18 protein-coding genes and 1 tRNA gene are annotated in these 21,163 nt (G+C 56.0%); 18 read left to right on the top strand and 1 reads right to left on the bottom strand.

Annotation, left to right across the window (positions count from 1 at the left end):
* Positions 1-38 precede the first annotated feature (38 nt).
* From AC6I8T_RS00595 to AC6I8T_RS00625, 7 genes are all read left to right on the top strand, one after another.
* Positions 39-1,097, top strand: coding sequence for a putative urea ABC transporter substrate-binding protein (locus AC6I8T_RS00595; protein ID WP_208724510.1), 1,059 nt, complete (start codon positions 39-41; stop codon positions 1,095-1,097).
* A gap of 15 nt (positions 1,098-1,112) precedes the next feature.
* A complete protein-coding gene (locus tag AC6I8T_RS00600; RefSeq protein ID WP_021183736.1) occupies positions 1,113-1,925 on the top strand; it encodes an ABC transporter permease in 813 nt (270 codons plus the stop codon).
* A gap of 67 nt (positions 1,926-1,992) precedes the next feature.
* Positions 1,993-2,754, top strand: coding sequence for an ABC transporter ATP-binding protein (locus tag AC6I8T_RS00605; protein ID WP_021183737.1), 762 nt, complete (start codon positions 1,993-1,995; stop codon positions 2,752-2,754).
* An 11-nt stretch (positions 2,755-2,765) separates the two neighbouring features.
* The gene (locus tag AC6I8T_RS00610) at positions 2,766-3,476 is read left to right on the top strand and encodes an urea amidolyase associated protein UAAP1 (protein WP_497834276.1); all 711 of its coding nucleotides are present in this window, start codon (positions 2,766-2,768) and stop codon (positions 3,474-3,476) included.
* Positions 3,476-4,111: an urea amidolyase associated protein UAAP2 gene (locus AC6I8T_RS00615; RefSeq protein WP_208724511.1), complete on the top strand. Its 636-nt coding sequence runs from the start codon at positions 3,476-3,478 to the stop codon at positions 4,109-4,111. The genes AC6I8T_RS00610 and AC6I8T_RS00615 overlap by 1 nt, the downstream gene beginning before the upstream one ends.
* Before the next feature lie 79 nt (positions 4,112-4,190).
* Complete coding sequence (uca, locus tag AC6I8T_RS00620) at positions 4,191-7,784, top strand: urea carboxylase (protein ID WP_497833420.1); 3,594 nt, start codon at positions 4,191-4,193, stop codon at positions 7,782-7,784.
* Positions 7,785-8,040: 256 nt separating this feature from the next.
* Positions 8,041-8,337: an HTH-type transcriptional regulator gene (locus AC6I8T_RS00625; RefSeq protein WP_021183741.1), complete on the top strand. Its 297-nt coding sequence runs from the start codon at positions 8,041-8,043 to the stop codon at positions 8,335-8,337.
* An 82-nt stretch (positions 8,338-8,419) separates the two neighbouring features.
* Here the strand turns inward: AC6I8T_RS00625 and AC6I8T_RS00630 are convergent, their stop codons facing one another.
* Positions 8,420-9,028, bottom strand: a complete 609-nt coding sequence (locus tag AC6I8T_RS00630; protein WP_208725480.1) for an HD domain-containing protein — start codon at positions 9,026-9,028, stop codon at positions 8,420-8,422.
* Between the two features lie 61 nt (positions 9,029-9,089).
* Here AC6I8T_RS00630 and AC6I8T_RS00635 point away from each other — a divergent pair, with 61 nt between their 5' ends.
* The 11 genes from AC6I8T_RS00635 (at position 9,090) to bcsQ (ending at position 21,155) form a co-directional block, all read left to right on the top strand.
* Entirely contained in the window at positions 9,090-9,554 is a 465-nt protein-coding gene (locus AC6I8T_RS00635; RefSeq protein WP_013507300.1) for a MarR family winged helix-turn-helix transcriptional regulator, read from the top strand.
* Between the two features lie 86 nt (positions 9,555-9,640).
* Complete coding sequence (locus AC6I8T_RS00640) at positions 9,641-10,069, top strand: organic hydroperoxide resistance protein (protein WP_013507301.1); 429 nt, start codon at positions 9,641-9,643, stop codon at positions 10,067-10,069.
* 227 nt (positions 10,070-10,296) lie between these two features.
* Positions 10,297-11,991, top strand: a complete 1,695-nt coding sequence (gene eptB, locus AC6I8T_RS00645) for a kdo(2)-lipid A phosphoethanolamine 7''-transferase (protein WP_497833421.1) — start codon at positions 10,297-10,299, stop codon at positions 11,989-11,991.
* 123 nt (positions 11,992-12,114) lie between these two features.
* A tRNA-Pro gene (locus AC6I8T_RS00650) sits at positions 12,115-12,191 on the top strand.
* Positions 12,192-12,899: 708 nt separating this feature from the next.
* Positions 12,900-14,510, top strand: coding sequence for a dipeptide ABC transporter periplasmic-binding protein DppA (gene dppA, locus AC6I8T_RS00655; RefSeq protein WP_208724514.1), 1,611 nt, complete (start codon positions 12,900-12,902; stop codon positions 14,508-14,510).
* Between the two features lie 201 nt (positions 14,511-14,711).
* Positions 14,712-15,731 (top strand): dipeptide ABC transporter permease DppB, encoded by a 1,020-nt coding sequence (dppB, locus tag AC6I8T_RS00660; protein WP_021183745.1) that lies wholly within the window; start codon positions 14,712-14,714, stop codon positions 15,729-15,731.
* Between the two features lie 9 nt (positions 15,732-15,740).
* Positions 15,741-16,643 carry a dipeptide ABC transporter permease DppC gene (gene dppC, locus AC6I8T_RS00665; protein ID WP_036625803.1) on the top strand — a complete coding sequence of 301 codons (903 nt, stop codon included), beginning with the start codon at positions 15,741-15,743 and terminating at the stop codon, positions 16,641-16,643.
* A gap of 12 nt (positions 16,644-16,655) precedes the next feature.
* Positions 16,656-17,642, top strand: coding sequence for a dipeptide ABC transporter ATP-binding protein (dppD, locus tag AC6I8T_RS00670; RefSeq protein WP_021183747.1), 987 nt, complete (start codon positions 16,656-16,658; stop codon positions 17,640-17,642).
* On the top strand, positions 17,632-18,642 hold the full coding sequence (gene dppF / locus AC6I8T_RS00675) for a dipeptide ABC transporter ATP-binding subunit DppF (protein WP_208724515.1): 1,011 nt from the start codon (positions 17,632-17,634) through the stop codon (positions 18,640-18,642). The genes dppD and dppF overlap by 11 nt, the downstream gene beginning before the upstream one ends.
* Positions 18,643-19,692: 1,050 nt before the next feature.
* Positions 19,693-20,364 (top strand): cellulose biosynthesis protein BcsO, encoded by a 672-nt coding sequence (gene bcsO / locus AC6I8T_RS00680; protein ID WP_497833422.1) that lies wholly within the window; start codon positions 19,693-19,695, stop codon positions 20,362-20,364.
* Positions 20,355-21,155, top strand: a complete 801-nt coding sequence (gene bcsQ / locus AC6I8T_RS00685) for a cellulose biosynthesis protein BcsQ (protein WP_497833423.1) — start codon at positions 20,355-20,357, stop codon at positions 21,153-21,155. Before bcsO ends, bcsQ begins: the two co-directional genes overlap by 10 nt.
* The last annotated feature ends 8 nt before the right edge of the window (positions 21,156-21,163 follow it).

Consider the following 21,163-nt stretch of genomic DNA (forward strand, 5'->3'; position numbering starts at 1 on the left):
TCCTGCTTTATTCGTCCGCTAACGTCAGAGGAACCACCATGATCAAAGCCTGCCTTCGTTTGCTGTTGCTTTGCACCATCGCGCTGTTCAGCGTTAACACGCTGGCCGCCGCGAAACCTTCCTTCAAGATTTGCTGGTCCATCTATGCAGGCTGGATGCCGTGGGATTACGCCCAACAGAACGGCATCGTGAAAAAATGGGCCGATAAATACGGCATCGACATCCAGTTTGTACAGGTCAACGACTATATCGAGTCGGTCAACCAATACACCGCAGGCGGCTTTGATGGCTGCACCATGACCAACATGGATGCCCTGACCATTCCGGCCACCGGCGGCGTTGATAGCACCGCGCTGATTGTCGGCGACTACTCCAACGGTAACGACGGTATCCTGCTGAAAGGCGCGGATAGCGTGGCGGCGCTGAAGGGCAAACCGATCAACCTGGTGCAATTGTCGGTATCACATTACCTGCTGGCTCGCGCACTGGAGAAATCCGGTATGAGCGAGAAAGACGTCAAGGTAGTGAACACCGCCGATGCCGATCTGGTGGCGGCGTTTGGCACGCCGGACGTCAGCTCCATCGTCACCTGGAACCCGCTGCTGGCGGAAGCGAAGAAGGTGCCGAACAGCCATCTGGTTTTCTCCTCGGCGCAGATCCCGGGCGAAATTCTTGACCTGCTGGTGGTCAACACCAACACCCTGAAGAAATACCCTCAGCTGGGCAAAGCGCTGACCGGTGCCTGGTATGAAACCCTGCAAACGATGGCAGGTGAAGGGGCGACGGCGAAAAAAGCCCGCACCTTTATGGCGCAGGAGTCAGGCACCGATCTTGCGGGTTTTGACCAGCAACTGGCGGCAACGCATCTGTTCAGCGATGCCAAAACCACCCTCGATTTCGTCGACAGTCCCCAGTTGAAAGCCACGATGCAGTTGGTCGCCGAGTTCTCCTTCAAACACGGTTTGTTGGGTGAGGCGGCGCCGAGCGCAGATGTGGTTGGCGTGGAGACACCGGCCGGTAACTGGGGCAACGCAGGTAACATCAAACTGCGTTTCACCGATGAGTTCACCAAACTGGCGGCCGCAGGCCAGCTGTAAGCGGAGGCAAATCCGATGCGTAAACTGATCAACTACCAACCGCTGCCGATGGGCCGCCTGTTGCTCGGTGTGCTGCCGCTGCTGGCGGTGCTGCTGGTCTATCTGTTCGCGTCGGATGCGCGTTTAAGCCTCAATGCGGCGGATAAGCTGCTGCCGGGTTTTAACGCGATGGGCGACGCCATCAACCGGATGGCGTTTCAGCCCAGCCCGCGCACCGGTGAATATCTGCTGTGGACCGACACCGCCGCCAGCCTGATGCGTTTGCTGAGTGGCGTACTGATCAGCGCGATGCTGGCGCTGGCGATTGGCCTGTTCACCGGCGCGCTGCCGGTGGTACGCGCGGTGCTGGCCCCGCTGGTGACGCTGTTCGCGCTGGTGCCACCGCTGGCGATTCTGCCGATTCTGTTTATCTGCTTTGGCCTTGGCGAAGTGTCGAAAGTGGTGCTGATTGTGATTGGCATCACCCCGCTGATTGCGCGTGATTTGCAACTCCAGGTGGAGAAAATCCCGCGCGAGCAACTGGTGAAAGCACAGACGCTGGGCGGCCACAGCGCACAGATTTTGTGGCGGGTGATCCTGCCACAACTGATGCCGCGCCTGTTCGATGCGGTGCGTCTGTCGCTCAGTTCGGCGTGGCTGTTCCTGATCGCCGCAGAAGCGATTGTTGCCACCGAAGGACTCGGTTATCGCATCTTCCTGATGCGTCGCTATCTGGCGATGGACGTGATTTTGCCTTACGTCGCCTGGATCACCCTGCTGGCCTTTGCCCTCGACCTGCTGCTGCGGCTGATTAGTCGTCGCTGTTGGCCGTGGTACTACGCCAAGTAAAGCCTAATAGGTCGGTCGGTAGCGCCGCGACGCATAAGTGCCTGAAAGGCCAAATAAGGAGCGCATCATGCCCTTACTGCAACTGAAAAATCTTGAGAAGCACTACGGTCAGCAAGTGGTGCTGGAACGTCTGAACATCAGCGTGGAAGAGGGGGAGTTTGTGGCGATTGTCGGGGCGTCCGGCTGCGGCAAAACCACCTTCCTCAATATGCTGCTCGGCACCGAAGCCCCCACCAAAGGTCAATTGCTGCTGGATGGCGAACCGATCCCCGATGAACCCGATGCCCATCGCGGCGTGGTGTTTCAACGCTATTCGGTGTTCCCGCATCTGACGGTGCTGGGCAACGTGATGCTGGCGGAAGAGTTCAGCACCGCCCGTTGGCTGGGGCGCGTCTGGGGACGTAAGCGTCAGGCGATCCGTCAGCGTGCGCAGGCGATGCTGGCGCAGGTGGGCCTTGAACATGCGCAAAGTAAGTATCCGCACCAACTGTCCGGCGGGATGCAGCAGCGTCTGGCGCTGGCGCAGGCATTGATGAAGCAGCCGCGTATTTTGCTGCTGGATGAACCCTTTGGCGCGCTCGATCCGGGCATCCGTAGTGAAATGCACCAGCTGATCACCCAGCTTTGGCAGCAGCACGGTCTGACCATCTTTATGATCACCCACGATCTGAAAGAGGGTTTCAGCCTCGCCTCGCGTCTGCTGGTGTTCGACAAACTGCGCCACGATCCCCACGCGCCGGAAGCCTGGGGCGCAACCATTACCTACGACCTGCCGCTCGATCGGCAGCGACCTGCCGATGCAGCGTTGCCGGAATCGCAGGTTGCCTGAAGGAGAGAATGATGACGACTTCGTATCAAACCCAATTACCGGCTGGCTCGCACTGGTCATTTGTGATGCGCAGCGGCAGCGCGCTGACCCTCACTGATGTGGCAGGCGGAGCCAATGTTGGCATGTTGTTTTACAACCCGGAAAACTTGCTGGAGCGTTACAACGCGCCGGACACCCTCAAGTGTCAGCACACCTTTCGCCTGACTGCCGGGCACTGCCTCTACTCCGACATGGGGCGCATCTTCTGTGGCATTGAAGCCGACAGCTTCGGCTGGCACGAGAGCGTGTGCGGCACGCTGAATGCGCAGCAGACCGCCGCGTTATTTGGCTCCAGCGATTATCAGCAGGCGCGTAATCAGCGCCATCAGAACGGCTACGACAGTTTCCTTGTCGAGCTGGCGAAATATGGTCTTGGCAAGCGGGATATGGCGGCCTGCATCAACTTTTTCGCCCAGGTACGCGCCGACGACAACGGTACGTTGCAACGTGAGCAGCAGGGCGCGCAGGGTGCCGAAGTACGGCTGCGTTTCGCGATGGATACGCTGGTGCTGCTGCATACCTGCCCGCATCCACTGACGCCAGGCGGTGACTATCCGCACGCGCCGCTGGGATTGCAGATTGACGCGCAACGCGCGCCGCTGCCGGAGATTTGCCTGCAACGCGCGGAAAACCAGCGCGGTCTGCGCAATAACGCCCTTTATCAATTGCAGGGAGAGTTGTGATGATCAAAGAAAGTTTACTTAATCCGGCTGAGGCGCATGTTCAGCAGCAGATTGGTGCCGGGGATTACTGGCTGCATCGCATCGAAAAAGGTCAGACGTTGCGTATTACCGATCTGGAAGGCAATCAGGCGGCGGACACGCTGTTTTTCAATGCCGACGATACTGCCGAGCGCTACAGCATGAGCGACACGCTGCGTGGCCAGCACAACGTGTTCCTTACCGCAGGCAGCGTGCTGCGTTCCAATGACGATCGCCCGATGTTGACCATCGTCGCCGATACCTGTGGCCGCCACGACACCCTTGGCGGTGCCTGTGCCACGGAAAGCAACACGGTGCGTTATGACCTCGAAAAGCGTCATATGCACGCCTGCCGCGACAGTTGGATGCTGGCAGTAGCGGAGCACCCGGAGTACGGCCTGACGCGCCGCGATATCACCCACAACATCAACTTTTTCATGAACGTGCCGGTGACGCACGAAGGTGGGCTGACCTTTGCTGACGGTATCTCCGCGCCGGGTAAATATGTCGAGTTGGTGGCGCAGATGAATATCCTGGTGCTGATTTCCAACTGCCCGCAGCTCAACAACCCCTGCAACGGTTACAACCCCACGCCGATTTTAGTCAGCGTGTGGTGATCATCTGACGCAACGGGACGACCCGTTATCTGCCGTCAATGCCAGCGCAGGACGACCTGCCGGAAAGAGAGTAGAAGTCATGATTGAGCGTGTATTGATTGCCAACCGTGGCGCGATTGCGGTGCGCATTATCCGCACCTTACAAGCGATGAACATTAAGGCGATTGCGGTGTATGCCGAAGCCGATCGTCATGCGCGCCATGTGCGGCTGGCCGATGAAGCCTGGTCGCTGGGCGCAGGCCAGGTGCGCGATACCTATCTGAACCAGGACAAGCTGCTGGCGATTGCCGCCGAGAGCGGCGCGCAGGCGCTGCACCCTGGTTACGGTTTCCTGAGTGAAAACCCCGAATTTGTTAACCGCTGCGAGGCCGCGGGCCTGCATTTTCTCGGACCGAACGCGCAGCAGATGGCGGCCTTTGGTCTGAAGCATCGCGCCCGCGCACTGGCGCAAGAAAATAATGTGCCGTTGCTGTCGGGCAGTGGACTGCTGACTTCACTGGAGCAGGCACAGGCTGCCGCAACGGAAATCGGCTATCCGGTGATGCTGAAAAGCACCGCGGGTGGTGGCGGCATTGGTATGCAGCGTTGCGATGATGCGCAGCAACTGGCTGATGCCTTTACCCGCGTAAAACGTCTGGCAGGCAACAATTTCGCCGACGATGGCGTATTTTTAGAGAAATTTATCGCCCGTGCGCGTCATATCGAAGTGCAGATCTTTGGCGACGGCGCAGGCGAGGTGATTGCGCTGGGCGAGCGTGATTGCTCGGCACAACGCCGTAATCAGAAAGTGATGGAAGAAACCCCGGCACCGGGCCTGAGTGACGCGGTACGTGCGGAGTTACAGGCTACCGCAGTCCGGCTGGGACGTGCGGTGAACTACCGCAGCGCCGGGACGGTGGAATATGTTTATGACGAGGGCAGCCAGCAGTTCTGGTTCCTGGAAGTGAACACCCGTTTACAGGTGGAACATGGCGTCACCGAGATGGTGTACGGCGTGGATTTGGTGCGCTGGATGGTTGAGTTGGCACAGCAGACGCTAGCGCCGCTCACCAGTTTGCAGCCAGTGGCAAACGGCCACGCCATTCAGGTGCGGTTGTACGCCGAAGACCCGGCGAAGCAGTTCCAGCCCAGCGCCGGTCTGCTGAGCTATGTGGCATTTCCTGCTGAGGTGGAAAACGTCACATTGCGCGTCGACAGCAGCGTCGAAGGTGGCATGGAGGTTTCGCCGTTCTACGATCCGATGCTGGCAAAGGTGATTGTGCAGGGTGCAGATCGCGATCAGGCGTTGACCGGACTGGCGCAGGCGCTGAACGCGACGGAACTGTATGGCATCGAAACCAACCTGTTATGGCTGCGCCATCTGCTGACCCTCGCGGAGGTGCAGCAGGGACGCATCATTACCGCCACCCTTGGCGGCGTGCAGTGGCAGCCGCCGACGCTGGATATAATCAGCGGCGGTACCCTGACCACGGTACAGGATGCGCCGGGCCGTGTCGGCTACTGGCATGTCGGCGTCCCGCCCTCCGGCCCGTTCGACAGCCGTGCCTTCCAGTTGGGTAACCGCCTGTTGGACAATGATCCGCTGGCTGCCGGGCTGGAAATCACCCTGCGTGGACCAACCTTACGTTTCAACCAACGCTGTAGTTTTGTCCTGACTGGCGCCCCCCTGGCGGCGCAGCTTGATCAACACTCGCTGGCAATGAACCAGATTATCTGCGCGCAGGCCGGACAAACTCTGACGCTGGGCGACGTGCGTGACGGTAGCCGCAGTTATCTGCTGCTGGCCGGTGGATTGGATACACCGCGTTATCTGGGCAGCCGCAGCACTTTTACGCTGGGCAAATTTGGTGGTCATGCCGGGCGCGCGCTACGGGCGGGGGATGTACTGCATCTGGCGGCACCGGCCGAATTGCCCGAGGCGCAGCTGCCGCAGGCGTTGTTGCCTGAGCTGAGCGGCCACTGGCAGTTGCGGGTGATTTATGGGCCGCATGGCGCACCGACTTTCTTTACCGACGACGATATCCGTGAGTTTTTCGCCGCTGAGTGGCAGGTGCACTACAACTCCAGCCGCACCGGCATTCGTCTTATCGGGCCGAAACCCACCTGGGCGCGTAGTGATGGTGGCGAAGCGGGGATGCATCCCTCCAATATCCACGACAATGCTTATGCTTTTGGCACCGTCGATTTTACCGGCGATATGCCGGTGATCCTCGGCCCGGATGGCCCGTCACTCGGCGGGTTTGTGTGTCCGGCCACGGTGGTTGAGGCCGATCTGTGGAAGCTCGGTCAGTTGAAAGCCGGGGATCGGGTGCAGTTTCTGCCGATCGATCTGGCGAGCGCCGATCAACTGGCGCAAGCGCAACGTGAGGAGATCGCCAGCCTGCAACCTCAACCGTTAACGGTAAGCGCAGCGCTGCCCCTGATTGATCCAGTGCTGCACCAACATGCAGCAACCGGTGCGCTGCCATCGCTTTGTGTACGCGCCGCCGGTGACCGTTTTCTGTTGGTGGAGTATGGCGATCTTCTGTTAGATATCGCGCTGCGTTTTCGTGTCCATGCGTTGATGCAGTGGCTGGAGGCCCATCCGCTGCCGGGTCAGCTGGAATTGACGCCAGGCATCCGTTCCTTACAGGTTCATTACGACGCGCAGCTTTGTTCAAGAAGTGAGCTTCTGGCGCACATCTTGCACGCAGATAATGTACTGGGAACCTTAGCTGATGCCGCCGTGCCTTCGCGCACCGTGTGGCTGCCGCTCAGCTGGGATGATGAAGCCTGCCGTATCGCGATCCAACGCTATAGCCAGTCTGTCCGACCCAATGCGCCCTGGTGTCCGAGCAACATCGAATTTATCCGTCGTATCAACGGTCTGGAGAGCGTTGAGGCGGTGAAAGAGATTCTGTTCAGCGCCGCGTATCTGGTGATGGGGCTGGGCGATGTGTATCTCGGCGCACCGGTAGCGACTCCGCTTGATCCGCGTCATCGCTTAGTGACCACCAAATACAATCCGGCGCGCACCTGGACGGCGGAGAACTCGGTGGGTATCGGTGGTGCCTATCTGTGCGTATACGGCATGGAAGGACCAGGGGGTTATCAGTTTGTCGGGCGCACCTTGCAGATGTGGAACCGTGACCGCCAAACGTCAGCGTTTAGCCAACCCTGGCTGCTCCGCTTCTTCGACCAGATCCGTTTCTATCCAGTGAGCGCTGACGAGCTGCTGGAGATTCGTGAACGTTTTCCGTGGGGGGATTATCCACTGCGGATGGAGGAGGGGGAATTCCGCCTCGACGATTATCAGGCGTTGCTGGCACAGCAGGCGATGGACATTGACCGCTTTCAGCAGCAGCGTCAGCAGGCGTTCGACAGCGAGCTGGCGCGCTGGCGCGCTGAAGGGCAGTTTACCTTTGATAGCCAGTTGCCGGAGTCGGCCGATGAAGAGACCCGTATTCCCGCCGATTGTTGTGGCGTGGAGAGTCAGGTGGCAGGCAGTGTCTGGCAGTGGTTGGTGGCACCAGGCAGTGACATTGAAGCGGGGGCTACCGTTGGTATTCTCGAGTCAATGAAGATGGAAATCCCGATCGTCGCGCCAGTTAGCGGAAAAATCCATAGCCTGCAACGACAGGTCGGGCAGCAAGTACAGTCGGGTCAGTTACTTATGGTGATCGATCCGGTCTGAGCATAATTTAGATCAATAAATCATCATTAAAAAAGCAGCAAAGCCGGGGATCTGACCCATACTTAAAACCCGGCCAATTGTTGCATTGTTCTGGCATCTTTATCGCAGTGTGCAACAGGCTGTGTCCCGTAGCGGTTTCATAATAAATCTTCTTAAACCGTTGCGGGATGCAGCCTGAACCGGTCGGTTTCAGCGTTTGCGGACGCTTTACCTCTCTACTTTCACGTGATTCATAGTGAGTTTTAAGGAGTTCTCTATGGAAATAAAAGATCCAATGGTCGAGTTACTTAGTAGTCTTGAGCAGATTGTTTTGACACGTGATGCACAGCCTTCTGTATCTGAAATCGCCCTTCAAAAGGCGTCAGTTCCCGAGCCACAGCGTTTACGAGAGATGACCGGCATGCAGGTTGATGAATTTGCCCGCGTGATGGGGGTGAGCGTCTCTTCAGTGAAAAGCTGGGAGGCGCAACGTACGCGCCCTTCCGCTACGGCGCGTAAATTGATGAAGCTGTTGCAGGCTAATCCCTATCTGGGTCGACAACTACTTGAGTAAACACCGACTATTCGGTTCTGACCCGCCTTGATGGCGGGTTTTTTTTGTTTGTCATGAGCACCGGCAGTCGTAGCGGCGCGATTTATGTGTCAGGGTTGGTCAGCATCACCCCATATTTGGCCGCCTGCTTCACAAACCAACTCTCCGGCACGCTGTGCGGCGGCTGCGCCAACTGGGTCAGCCCCTGGCGAATTATGTTATCCGCCTGCTGCCAGAGATGTTTATCCCCTTCATTTAACAGCTGAATTTGTATCTGTTTTTCCACCAGATAAACCCGGGCGAAGTCGGCATCGAATTGCACAATGGCACGGGTGTTATCGATGATGTCAGCCAGTTTGATAGTTTGCGCCTCGGGTGACGCCTGCGCGGTATGGCGAAAGTAGGCCAGCTTGCGTGCCGCGCGGTTTTTCGCCTGTGGCTGAGCGCTGTCGGTGAGCATATCCACCAGTTCAGCCACGCGTGGGCCGAAGAGGCGGGTGATGTCTGCCAAAGTGCTGGCGGTGTCTTCCACCGTGTCGTGCAGCCAGGCCGCTGCCAACATTGCTTCGTCATCGGTCACGCTACGCACCAGCTCGACCACCGCCGCCGGGTGGACGATATAGGGTTCATCGGTATATTTGCGCCGCTGTCCGGCTTCGGCATGAGCCTGGGTGGCATAGTGACGCGCCTGATCTTCCAGTGAATCCCGCATCATTGTTTGCTCCGTAAAAAGTAGCTTGCAATTGTCTAGCGCGCTATCTATATTAAATCGCATGAACAGTAATCAAGATGACAAAAAAGTGTCGCAGACGCCACTCAAGCTGGATCAGCATCTCTGTTTCGCCCTCTATTCGGCGAATCTGGCGATGCACAAGGTCTATCGTCAGCTGCTGGGACAGCTGGAAATCACCTATCCGCAATATCTGGTGATGCTGGTGCTGTGGACGCAGGATGATGTGACGGTATCGGAGATCGGCGAGCAGCTGTTTCTCGACTCCGCTACGTTGACGCCGTTGTTGAAACGGCTGGAAAGCGCCGGGCTGTTGCGCCGCGCGCGCTCGCGTCAGGATGAACGTCAGGTTGTCGTGACCCTGACCGACGAGGGAAGGGCATTACGCCAGAAAGCGGAATCCATTCCGGAAGCGATCAAATGCGCTGCGGCTTGTGATGATGAGACGCTGCTGGCGCTGAAAAACCAGTTGGATGATCTGCGCGACAATCTGAATCGCGCGAAGTAGTTCAGTGCGGGTGCGCTGCACCCGTATCATATCAGGCTGCGCTATGTAAGTAGCGCGCGATAAAATAGCGAATTAGTGAGGTTATCATGTCTTTAGAAAAAGTTGTTTATACCGCAAAAGCCAAAGCCACCGGTGGTCGTGATGGCCGCGCTACCTCTTCTGATGGCGTGCTGGATGTGAAACTGGGCGTGCCAAAAGAGATGGGCGGTGCAGGCGGTGAAGTGACTAACCCGGAGCAACTGTTTGCTGCTGGTTATTCTGCCTGTTTCCTCGGTGCGATGAAGTTTGTCGCGGCGCGCGATAAATTCGCCATTGCGAAAGATGCGTGGATTGAAGGTGAAGTCGGTATCGGCCCGATCCCCAACGGTTTTGGTATTGAAGCCAAACTGAATATTCATCTGCCGGGGATGGATGCCGCTGAAGCGCAGAAACTGGTCGATGCTGCGCATATCGTCTGCCCTTACTCTAATGCCACCCGTGGCAATATCGATGTGACGCTGAATATCATTAACTAAACCTGCCTTATTCGTAGCGGCGCGATTTATCGCGCGGGTTTTATCCTGTACAATAATCCCGCGCGATAAATCGCGCCGCTACGGCAAAATTGCTATGCCCTCGGTTCAGATTCCTCCCGAACAGTTCCTTGCATCACGCTTTTCTGCGGTAAAAGCGAACTCTATTGCCTTTACATAGTCCCACTTTAGGGTTACCGCTCCGACACCAGCCGGGAATAAATAAATTCATGAATTATATTAAGACCTTAACGCAGCAGAAACTGTCATTGATGCTCGCGCTGTATATCGGCATTCTGTTGAATTTGCCGATTTTTTATCGCCGATTTGACGGCTTTCTGACGAAATCCTCACTGACAAATTGGGCTTCGGCGCTGGTTGAAGTGGTCGCCGCCGTGCTGCTGACCTTCTTCCTGATGCGACTCTTGTCGCTCGGCGGTAAATGGGCTTACCGCGTGCTTGCCAGCCTGCTGGTGGTGATTTCGGTTGCTGCCGCCTATTACATGGCGTTTTTTAACGTGGTGATTGGCTATGGCATTGTCGCCTCGGTAATGACCACCGATGTGGATCTGTCAAAAGAAGTGATCGGCCTGCATTTCGTGCTGTGGATGGTGCTGGTGAGTGCCCTGCCGCTGCTGATGATTTGGCGCAACAACCTGAGTAAGACGCTGATTGAGCAGCTGAAAACCCCAGGCCAGCGCATCAAACCAACCCTGATTCTGTTGCTGAGCGTGGCGCTGGTGTGGCTGCCGATTCGCTATTTTGACAAGCTGCAAAAAGCCAACGAAGAGATCACCAATATCGATCTGCCCAGCTACGGCGGTGTGGTGGCGCACTCCTATCTGCCTTCAAACTGGATTGCCGCGCTGGGGCTGTTTGCCTGGACCAAACTGGATGAAGAAGTGGACAGTCAGGCGCTGCTGGACCCGGCGAAAAAGTTTACTTATGTGGCCCCGGCAGGAATTGATGATACCTACGTGGTGTTTGTGATTGGTGAAACCACGCGCTGGGACCATATGGGGTTGTTGGGCTATCAGCGCGATACCACGCCGAAGCTCTCGAAAGAGAAAAACCTGGTGGCGTTCCGCGGCGAGTCTTGTGATACCGCCACTAAGCTGTCGCTGCGCTGCATGTTCGTACGCGAAGGCGGCACGATGGATAATCCCGGTCGTACCCTGAAAGAGCAGAACATTTTCGCGGTACTGAAAGAACTGGGTTTCACCTCCGAGTTGTTCGCCATGCAAAGTGAAGTGTGGTTTTACGATAACGCCGATGTGAATAACTTCTCTTTCCGCGAACAAATTGGCTCTGAGAAGCGTAATCAGGGAAAACCGGTGGATGATATGCTGCTGGTGCCGGAATTGCAGGCATCGCTGGAGCGTTATCCACAAGGTAAGCATCTGGTGGTGCTGCATACCAAAGGTTCACATTACCTGTATTCGCAGCGTTATCCGCGCAGCTTCGCCCGCTACCAACCGGAGTGTATGGGGGTGGATGAAACCTGTAGTAAAGCGCAGTTGATTAACGCTTATGACAACTCGATTTTATACGTCGATACGATGCTCGATAGCGTGTTTGATCAGCTGCGTGATAAGAAGGCGATTGTGTTTTATGCCGCTGACCACGGTGAGTCGATCAGCGAGAATATGCATCTGCACGGTACACCGCGTGAGATGGCACCACCGGAGCAGTTTCGGGTACCGATGATCGTCTGGGCCTCGGATAAGTATTTGGCCGACCCCAACAATCGCAGCAATTTTGAGCGTTTACAGGCGCAGCAGCGTGTTGGCAAGACGCATCGTCACGTCGAGTTGTTTGATACCATTCTCGGCTGTCTGGGCTATACCTCACCGGACGGCGGTATTAAAGCGGCGAACAACTGGTGTCAGGCACCGGCGGTTACCTCTGAGGCCAAACCGCTGTAATTTTGCCTGAACTTATTGAGCAGCGGGGGCTTTTTCTCCGCTGCCTGCTTTCCAGGCGATCGCATGGAATTGCACAAAAAGGGATTGACGCTCCCGGAGTGGCGCAGTAAGATGCGCCCCCATCGGTGAGTGGCGCAGCCTGGTAGCGCACTTCGTTCGGGACGAAGGGGTCGGAGGTTCGAATCCTCTCTCACCGACCAAATTTAAGAAACCTGCTTGTAAAAGCGGGTTTTTTTTCGTCTGTATCATCCGTAACGGCGCGATTTATCGCGCCGTTACGGCCTGGTGTGGCCCAGGATTAAGTTTTAAAAGTTAACAATTCACCCCTTACGTCTGGCAATCGTCCATTAGTCGTCATTATTCCTGTTCACGGCTATCAATCCCTTGCCACTTCTCAGCCTGCCGCTTAATTCGCGACACATTCTTCTTATGACCGCTTTTTGCTTTTTGCTGATTTCTTATGCCATTAGTACAGCATATTTCTCTGCCTGAACGTCATAACGCACGGGGAATCGTTCATATATTCAACATTTACCGGTAATATTTGTATGTTTTTTAGCGGTGATAATCACTGTCATTTGGTGGTTTTACCAGATAATCACTCGGCATAGCGCGCTTTATCACCTTTTTAAATATTGGCTTACCGGTTGAAGGGTGTTTTTTATCGTTGCTTGCGGTTACTCACACTCTCTGTAAATAACCCCACCTTGTATTGACGTTCTTTGCAACTGTTGACAAATTGATGCGTCAATAGATGCAGAGTCCGACGCGTCTGGCAGATTCCACGGTGCCAGCGCAACAAAAACAACGATTCGCATTTTGGTCACAAAAGTGACTTGCCTGAACCGCATAAAAAAATCAGAGGTCAGGCGCAACGCACACAACATCACATCACAATGGAGCAAAACATGATCAACTCCCTGGCTAAATCCAGGATGCTGAAGGTCGGTCTGAGCCTGATTGCTATGACCGTTGCCGCGGGTGTCCAGGCGAAAACCCTCGTTTACTGTTCAGAAGGTTCGCCGGAAGGCTTTAACCCTCAGCTGTTCACCTCTGGTACTACCTACGATGCCAGCTCCGTACCGATCTACAACCGTCTGGTTGAATTCAAAATCGGCACCACAGAAGTGGAACCGGGCCTGGCTGAAAAGTGGGATGTGAGCGCTGACGGCAAAACCTATACCTTCCATCTGCGCCAAGGCGTGAAGTGGCAAACCACCAAAGACTTCAAACCGACGCGTAACTTCAACGCTGATGACGTGATTTTCTCCTTCGAGCGTCAGCTCGATAAAAACAACAAGTACCACGGCGTTTCTGGCGGCAGCTACGAGTACTTCGAAGGCATGGACATGCCGAACTTGATCAGCAAAATCGAGAAAGTGGACGATCACACCGTTCGCTTCGTGCTGACCCGTCCGGAATCTCCGTTCCTGGCCGACCTCGGGATGGACTTCGCCTCTATCCTGTCGAAAGAGTACGCGGATAACATGCTGAAAGCCGGTACGCCGGAAAAAGTGGACCTGAACCCGGTAGGTACCGGTCCGTTCCAGCTGCTGCAATACCAGAAAGACTCGCGCATCCTCTACAAAGCGAACCCGGATTACTGGGGCACCAAACCGAAGATCGATCGCTTAGTCTTCTCCATCACGCCAGATGCTTCCGTGCGTTACGCCAAGTTGCAGAAAGGCGAGTGCCAGGTGATGCCGTACCCGAACCCGGCTGATATCGCCAGCATGAAGAAAGACAAAAACATCAATCTGATGGAACAACCGGGTCTGAACGTCGGCTACCTGTCGTTCAACACCGAGAAAAAACCGCTTGATAACGTGAAAGTGCGTCAGGCTCTGACTATGGCGGTGAACAAGCAAGCCATCATTGATGCGGTTTATCAGGGTGCTGGCCAGGCCGCGAAAAACCTGATCCCGCCAACCATGTGGGGTTACAACGACGCGGTGCAGGATTACCCGTATGATCCGGCTAAAGCCAAAGCGCTGCTGAAAGAAGCGGGCCTGCCAGATGGCTTCACTATCGACCTGTGGGCGATGCCGGTACAGCGTCCGTACAACCCGAACGCCCGTCGTATGGCGGAAATGGTTCAGGCTGACTGGGCGAAAATCGGTGTCAAAGCCAACATCGTTACCTACGAGTGGGGCGAGTACCTGAAGCGTGCCAAAGCGGGTGAACATCAGAGCGTGATGATGGGCTGGACCGGTGATAACGGGGATCCGGACAACTTCTTCGCCACCCTGTTCAGCTGTGCAGCGGCGAAAGACGGTTCTAACTACTCACGTTGGTGCTACAAGCCGTTTGAAGATCAGATTCAGCCAGCCCGTGCTGAAGCCGATCACAACAAACGTATTGAGTACTACAAACAGGCACAGGTGATTATGCATGACCAGGCTCCGGCGCTGATCATTGCGCACTCGACTGTGTATGAGCCAGTCAGCAAGAAAGTGACCGGCTATGTGGTTGACCCGTTAGGTAAACATCACTTCGAAAACGTCGATATCCAGGAATAACCTTTCGGATTATGGCGGTCAGGGCCGACGCCGTCGGCCCTCGGGCGGCTTCTTCGCCGCCCGCACTCCGCACTTTTTTTCCGGCTAATTTCTTTTTATTGAAGCGCTTCTGGCGTCGCGTTCGGCTATGTGCCGGATGCATGTTTTGAGCAATGTAGTCCCCGGCGGCAACGCTGCGGGAAATGACTGAGAGTACGGCTTATGCTGCAGTTCATACTCCGACGTCTGGGCCTTGTCATCCCAACGTTTATCGGTATTACCCTGTTGACCTTTGCGTTTGTTCACCTGATCCCCGGCGACCCGGTACTGATCATGGCGGGTGAGCGTGGTATTTCGCCCGAGCGTCATGCTCAGTTGATGGCGATGTTTGGTCTTGACCAACCCCTGTGGAAACAATATCTCACCTACATCAACGGCGTGTTGCACGGTGATTTAGGTATCTCGCTGAAAAGCCGCATTCCGGTGTGGGACGAATTCGTACCGCGCTTTAAAGCCACGCTGGAGCTGGGCATCTGCGCAATGATCTTCGCCATTGCCGTCGGCATTCCGGTCGGCGTACTGGCGGCGGTCAAACGCGGTTCTGTCTTTGATCACACCGCCGTGGGCATCTCCCTGACCGGCTACTCGATGCCGATTTTCTGGTGGGGCATCATGCTGATCATGCTGGTGTCGGTGCAGCTCAACCTGACGCCGGTCTCTGGGCGTGTCAGTGACACCATCTTCCTTGATGATAGCCATCCGCTTACCGGCTTTATGCTGATCGATACCCTGATCTGGGGCGAGCCGGGCGACTTCAAAGATGCGGTGATGCATATGATCCTGCCTGCCATCGTGCTGGGGACTATCCCGCTGGCGGTGATTGTGCGTATGACTCGTTCCTCCATGCTGGAAGTGCTGGGCGAAGACTACATCCGCACCGCGCGTGCCAAAGGGCTGACGCGTATGCGGGTGATCGTGGTGCACGCCCTGCGTAACGCCATGCTGCCGGTGGTGACGGTTATCGGTTTACAGGTCGGTACGCTGCTGGCCGGGGCCATCCTGACAGAAACCATCTTCTCCTGGCCGGGCCTTGGGCGCTGGCTGATTGAAGCGCTGCAACGCCGCGATTATCCGGTGGTGCAGGGCGGCGTGCTGCTGGTGGCGATTCTGATCATCCTGGTCAACCTGTTGGTTGATCTGTTGTACGGCGTGGTTAACCCACGTATCCGTCATAAGAAATAAGGGGGCATCATGTCTGCTGTTGATCCCGCAAGCGTAAGCGCTGCACCCAAGCCGATGACCCCGATTCAGGAATTCTGGCACTACTTCAAACGTAATAAAGGCGCGGTTATTGGCCTGGTCTTCATCATCCTGATGCTGCTGATCGCCATCTTTGCTGAATTCCTGGCGCCGCATGCCCCTGCGGAACAGTTCCGCGATGCGTTGCTGCATCCACCAGTGTGGCAGGAAGGCGGCACCTGGAAGTTTATCCTTGGCACCGATGATGTTGGCCGCGATATTCTGTCGCGCCTGATGTATGGCGCACGCCTGTCGCTGCTGGTGGGCTGCCTGGTGGTGGTGCTGTCGCTGATCCTCGGGGTGGTTTTCGGTCTGATGGCCGGTTACCTCGGTGGTGTGGTTGACGCCATCATCATGCGCCTGGTCGATATTATGCTGGCGCTGCCGAGTCTGCTGCTGGCGTTGGTGCTGGTGGCGATTTTTGGTCCGTCGATTGTGAACGCCGGGCTGGCGCTGACCTTTGTGGCGCTGCCGCACTATATCCGTCTGACGCGTGCTGCGGTGCTGGTGGAAGTGAACCGCGATTACGTCACCGCTTCCAGCGTGGCGGGGGCGGGTACGCTGCGCCAGATGTTCGTCAATATTCTGCCTAACTGCCTGGCACCGTTGATTGTGCAGGCGTCGTTAGGTTTCTCCAACGCCATCCTCGATATGGCGGCGTTGGGCTTTCTCGGTATGGGGGCGCAGCCGCCGACACCAGAGTGGGGCACCATGCTCTCCGACGTGTTGCAGTATGCGCAAAGTGCCTGGTGGGTCGTGACCTTCCCTGGAGTGGTCATCCTGCTCACGGTTCTGGCATTCAACCTCATGGGCGATGGTTTGCGTGATGCACTCGACCCGAAACTCAAGCAGTAAAGAGGCACCGAGATGGCGTTATTAAATGTAGAAAAACTGTCGGTGCATTTTGGCGACGAAAAAACACCGTTCCGAGCGGTTGACCGTATCAGCTATCAGGTTGAGCAGGGCCAGGTGGTCGGCATTGTCGGTGAGTCTGGTTCCGGTAAATCGGTTAGCTCGCTGGCGATTATGGGCCTGATTGATTATCCCGGTCGGGTGATGGCAGAGAAGCTGGAATTCAACCAGCGCGACCTGCAACGCATCTCCGAAAAAGAGCGCCGCCAGCTGGTGGGTGCGGAAGTGGCGATGATCTTCCAGGACCCGATGACCAGCCTTAACCCGTGTTACACCGTGGGTTTCCAGATTATGGAAGCGCTGAAGGTGCATCAGGGCGGTAGCCGTAGCACCCGTCGTCAGCGCGCGATTGATCTGCTGGAGCAGGTGGGGATTCCCGATCCGGCTTCACGTCTGGATGTGTATCCGCATCAGCTGTCGGGCGGGATGAGCCAGCGTGTGATGATCGCCATGGCGATCGCCTGCAAACCTAAGCTGCTGATCGCCGATGAACCCACCACCGCGCTCGATGTGACCATCCAGGCGCAGATCATTGAACTGCTGCTGGAGCTACAAAAGCAGGAGAACATGGCGCTGATCCTGATCACCCATGACCTGGCGCTGGTGGCGGAAGCGGCGCAGCACATCATCGTTATGTATGCCGGACAAGTGGTGGAAAGCGGCAAAGCGGCGGATATCTTCAAAGCCCCGCGTCATCCTTATACCCAGGCGCTGCTGCGTGCGTTGCCGGAATTCGCGGCGGATAAAGCGCGTCTGGCCTCGCTGCCGGGCGTGGTGCCGGGTAAATACGACCGCCCAACCGGCTGCCTGTTGAATCCGCGCTGCCCCTACGTGACCGATCGTTGCCGTAGCGAAGAGCCTGAACTGCGCGACATTCCGGGCCGTCAGTCCAAATGTCACTTCCCACTGGATGATGCCGGGAGACCGACTTATGAGTCATGAGAAAACACAGCAGGATTATCTGCTACAGGCGATTGACCTGAAAAAACACTACCCGGTGAAGAAAGGGTTGTTCGGCCAGGAGCGTCTGGTCAAAGCATTGGATGGCGTATCGTTCAATCTGGAACGCGGCAAAACGCTGGCGGTGGTCGGGGAGTCGGGCTGTGGTAAATCCACGCTGGGCCGTCTGCTGACCATGATTGAAACCCCAACCGAAGGCGAGTTGTACTGGCATGGTCAGGATTTGCTGAAGCATGACCCGCAGGCGCAGAAACTGCGTCGCCAGAAAATCCAGATTGTGTTCCAGAACCCCTATGGTTCGCTGAATCCACGCAAAAAAATCAGCCAGATTCTGGAAGAGCCGCTGGTAATCAACACCACGTTGACCAAAGCGGAACGTCGGGAAAAAACGCTGGAGATGATGGCGAAGGTTGGTCTGAAAACCGAACATTACGATCGCTACCCGCATATGTTTTCCGGCGGTCAGCGTCAGCGTATCGCCATTGCCCGCGGCCTGATGCTGGACCCGGATGTGCTGATCGCCGATGAACCGGTATCGGCGCTCGACGTCTCGGTGCGTGCGCAGGTACTGAACCTGATGATGGACCTGCAACAGGATCTCGGTCTTTCCTATGTGTTCATCTCTCATGATTTGTCGGTGGTGGAACATATCGCCGATGAAGTGATGGTGATGTACCTTGGCCGCTGCGTAGAGAAGGGGAGCAAAGAGGCGATTTTCAGCAATCCGCGCCATCCCTACACTCAGGCGTTGTTGTCGGCCACGCCGCGCCTCAATCCGGATGAACGTCGTGAACGTATCAAACTGACCGGCGAGCTACCCAGCCCGCTTAACCCGCCGCCAGGTTGCGCCTTCAACGCGCGCTGTCGTCGCCGTTTTGGCACCTGTGTACAGTTGCAGCCCAAGTTGAAAACGTACGGTGAGCAGCAAATCGCCTGCTTTGCCGTAGACCAGGATGAGAACCAGCCGATCACTGGCGCATAAGTTATCTTGCAGAGATAAAAGGCCCCCGTTGGGGTAATGCTGGTCAGTTAAGACCATATTCGGATAAGGCTGCCATTGTTTAAAGAATGGCAGCTTTTTTTATGCGTACTCTGCTGTGGGCCATCGCCCCTCTGCGGCTGCCGGGCAGTCCTCGCGCCGCTGACGCGGTGCCTTCGGCTTCAACGTCGTGCCGACGGACCGTTCGGGGACGTCCATCCCTGTCCACCCCGAACTGACTCACGCATCCCTGCGTGAGTCTCCTGGCCCAACGTCAAAGCCTCAGCGCTGCGGATAGCCCTTTGCAGCAGCAGAGGGGCGATGGCCTTCACAATTGTGCCCTTTCTGGCAACACACACCGAAGCTTTGGAGCAGGCTGGGGCCGCTCAGGGGCAGGCAATCCGCTGCGCTGAACAGAGTGAGTCTGCCAGGAGAGCGCGCATGGATGCGCGCGAAAGGCGGGGTGGGACAGGGATGTTCCATCCACGCCGGTCCGTCAGGCAGATGAATGCCGTGAAGGCACCGCGTCAGCGGCGCGAGGACCGCCAGCCCCTGAGTGACACCAGACTGCGTTATCACCGATTGCTTAACTGACCAGCATTACCCCGTCGGGGCTTTTTTCATTTGTTAGTCTATACTTCAAAAAAATTAACGACTGACGTATCGATTATGAACCCATAGCAAAATTCATTACCCGATTGCATCAGTCATTCGCTGGTATTAAAAATTGTTTCGTCCGTTAAGACAAATTCCGAATTTTGTCAAATTTGTGTGAGATTGATCACGCAGGTGAAAAATCCGTAATTTGCAGAGGGTTAGAAATTTTTCAGTGAGTTATGAAAAGATTATCACCGTGATTATTTCAGTTAACCGATATTAATTAATTTCAGGTCATAAACAGAATGAGAGTTATTTTGCACCCTTTTTTCAATCACAAAGATAAAACTCTTTTATTGAATTCGGCGTTTTAATAATCAGATTTCTCTCACTGTGTTTTAATGTATGTGATATATTCGCGAAAAATTCCCCCCCTCCTTTTACAGGCCCCTGGTCATGAAGAACTACGACGATTTGCAGCGTTTTAAGGAAAAAACGCAGACGCTGGATATCGCTTTTAAGGATATGTCCGGGCAAACGCAGGAAGCCGACCAGAGTCAGTGGGCGATTATCCGTCAGCTGGCTGCTGATGAAGATCAGGAAACGTTAGGCGGCGGCCAGCGTATCGATCTGCCGCAGCCACAGCCGATTCGCGGCAACGAATTCGATGCACCACCACAACAACCGCAGGTCGCGCCGGTCGCCAGTAGCGTACGGGGTTCGATTCTGGATAGCCTGGCAGCGACGCCAGCAGCGGGGGAGGCCCCGACAGCGGTGTCATCATTGTTCCCGCCAGCCCCGGCTAAACCCTCGCCTTCAGCCACACCTGTGGCACCGAAAGCCACTCATGTTGAGCGGCAGGCAACAACGTCGCTGTTTCCGCCCCCACCGCCCAAACCGGTTGAAGCGCCTGTGGCACCCACTGTGGTGCCGGAGCCGGCAGTGGTTCCGGCACCGGTGGCCGTTGCACCGCCCCCCGTTTTTGCTGCCCCAGTCGCACCGGCGCAACCCGCTGCGGTACCGTCACGCTTTGGCGCATTATTCCGTTCGCGGCCTGCTGAGCCTGTGAACCTGTCGAAAGAGACATTACTGAAACCGTTACTGGAGAAGATTGCGCTATGCCGTTAGTTTGTGTGTGCTCGCCTAAAGGGGGAGTAGGGAAGACCACAATGGCAGCCAACCTGGCCTGGAGTCTGGCCCGCGCAGGCAGCAAAGTTTTGGCAATTGATTTTGACGTACAAAATGCGTTGCGCCTGCATTTTGGCGTGCCGCTGCATGATGGTCGCGGTTTTGTGGCGCGTTCCGAAGAACAAGCCGACTGGAGTCAGTCCATTCTCACCACCGGCGGCAATATTTTTGTCATGCCATATGGCGAGGTCACGGAACAACAGCGCGAACGTTTTGAAGAGAACCTGAGTAAAGATCCGCATTTCCTGAAACGCGGCCTGGATACGGTACTTAATTATCCCGGCCTGGTCATCATCGCGGATTTTCCGCCAGGGCCAGGTCCGGCGTTGAAGGCGATGACGGCACTTGCCGATATGCATTTAGTGGTGATGCTGGCGGACACCGCTTCGGTGTCTTTACTGCCGCAAATTGAAAACGACCGCATGATTGGTCAGCCACTAAATAATAAACATGGACACTATTTTGTGCTCAACCAGAGCGATAACCGCCGCAATATAAGCCGTGATGTCACCGCTTTTATGCAGCATCGTCTGGGTGACAATTTATTGGGTGTGGTGCACCGGGATGAAAGCGTCGCGGAAGCCAATGCGTCACAGCAATCTGTTTTTGATTTCAGCCCTGCATCTGCGGCAGCGTTTGATATTGAGCTGGTTGCCAAGCGTGTCTCCAATATTCTGAATATCTCCGTGGGCAACGGTGAAGTTCAGGCACCCATTCGCAGTCATTATTAATAGCCTGG

The organism is Pantoea sp. X-Soil-OKNW-556 (assembly GCF_059730695.1).

Coding starts and splice junctions, on each gene's coding strand:
- eptB (WP_497833421.1), top strand. CDS start 10,297: ATGAATTATATTAAGACCTTAACGCAGCAGAAACTGTCATTGATGCTC.
- AC6I8T_RS00615 (WP_208724511.1), top strand. CDS start 3,476: ATGATCAAAGAAAGTTTACTTAATCCGGCTGAGGCGCATGTTCAGCAG.
- AC6I8T_RS00610 (WP_497834276.1), top strand. CDS start 2,766: ATGACGACTTCGTATCAAACCCAATTACCGGCTGGCTCGCACTGGTCA.
- dppF (WP_208724515.1), top strand. CDS start 17,632: ATGAGTCATGAGAAAACACAGCAGGATTATCTGCTACAGGCGATTGAC.
- AC6I8T_RS00630 (WP_208725480.1), bottom strand. CDS start 9,028: ATGCGGGATTCACTGGAAGATCAGGCGCGTCACTATGCCACCCAGGCT.
- dppD (WP_021183747.1), top strand. CDS start 16,656: ATGGCGTTATTAAATGTAGAAAAACTGTCGGTGCATTTTGGCGACGAA.
- bcsQ (WP_497833423.1), top strand. CDS start 20,355: ATGCCGTTAGTTTGTGTGTGCTCGCCTAAAGGGGGAGTAGGGAAGACC.
- dppB (WP_021183745.1), top strand. CDS start 14,712: ATGCTGCAGTTCATACTCCGACGTCTGGGCCTTGTCATCCCAACGTTT.
- AC6I8T_RS00595 (WP_208724510.1), top strand. CDS start 39: ATGATCAAAGCCTGCCTTCGTTTGCTGTTGCTTTGCACCATCGCGCTG.
- AC6I8T_RS00600 (WP_021183736.1), top strand. CDS start 1,113: ATGCGTAAACTGATCAACTACCAACCGCTGCCGATGGGCCGCCTGTTG.
- AC6I8T_RS00640 (WP_013507301.1), top strand. CDS start 9,641: ATGTCTTTAGAAAAAGTTGTTTATACCGCAAAAGCCAAAGCCACCGGT.
- dppA (WP_208724514.1), top strand. CDS start 12,900: ATGATCAACTCCCTGGCTAAATCCAGGATGCTGAAGGTCGGTCTGAGC.
- dppC (WP_036625803.1), top strand. CDS start 15,741: ATGTCTGCTGTTGATCCCGCAAGCGTAAGCGCTGCACCCAAGCCGATG.
- AC6I8T_RS00625 (WP_021183741.1), top strand. CDS start 8,041: ATGGAAATAAAAGATCCAATGGTCGAGTTACTTAGTAGTCTTGAGCAG.
- uca (WP_497833420.1), top strand. CDS start 4,191: ATGATTGAGCGTGTATTGATTGCCAACCGTGGCGCGATTGCGGTGCGC.
- bcsO (WP_497833422.1), top strand. CDS start 19,693: ATGAAGAACTACGACGATTTGCAGCGTTTTAAGGAAAAAACGCAGACG.
- AC6I8T_RS00635 (WP_013507300.1), top strand. CDS start 9,090: ATGAACAGTAATCAAGATGACAAAAAAGTGTCGCAGACGCCACTCAAG.
- AC6I8T_RS00605 (WP_021183737.1), top strand. CDS start 1,993: ATGCCCTTACTGCAACTGAAAAATCTTGAGAAGCACTACGGTCAGCAA.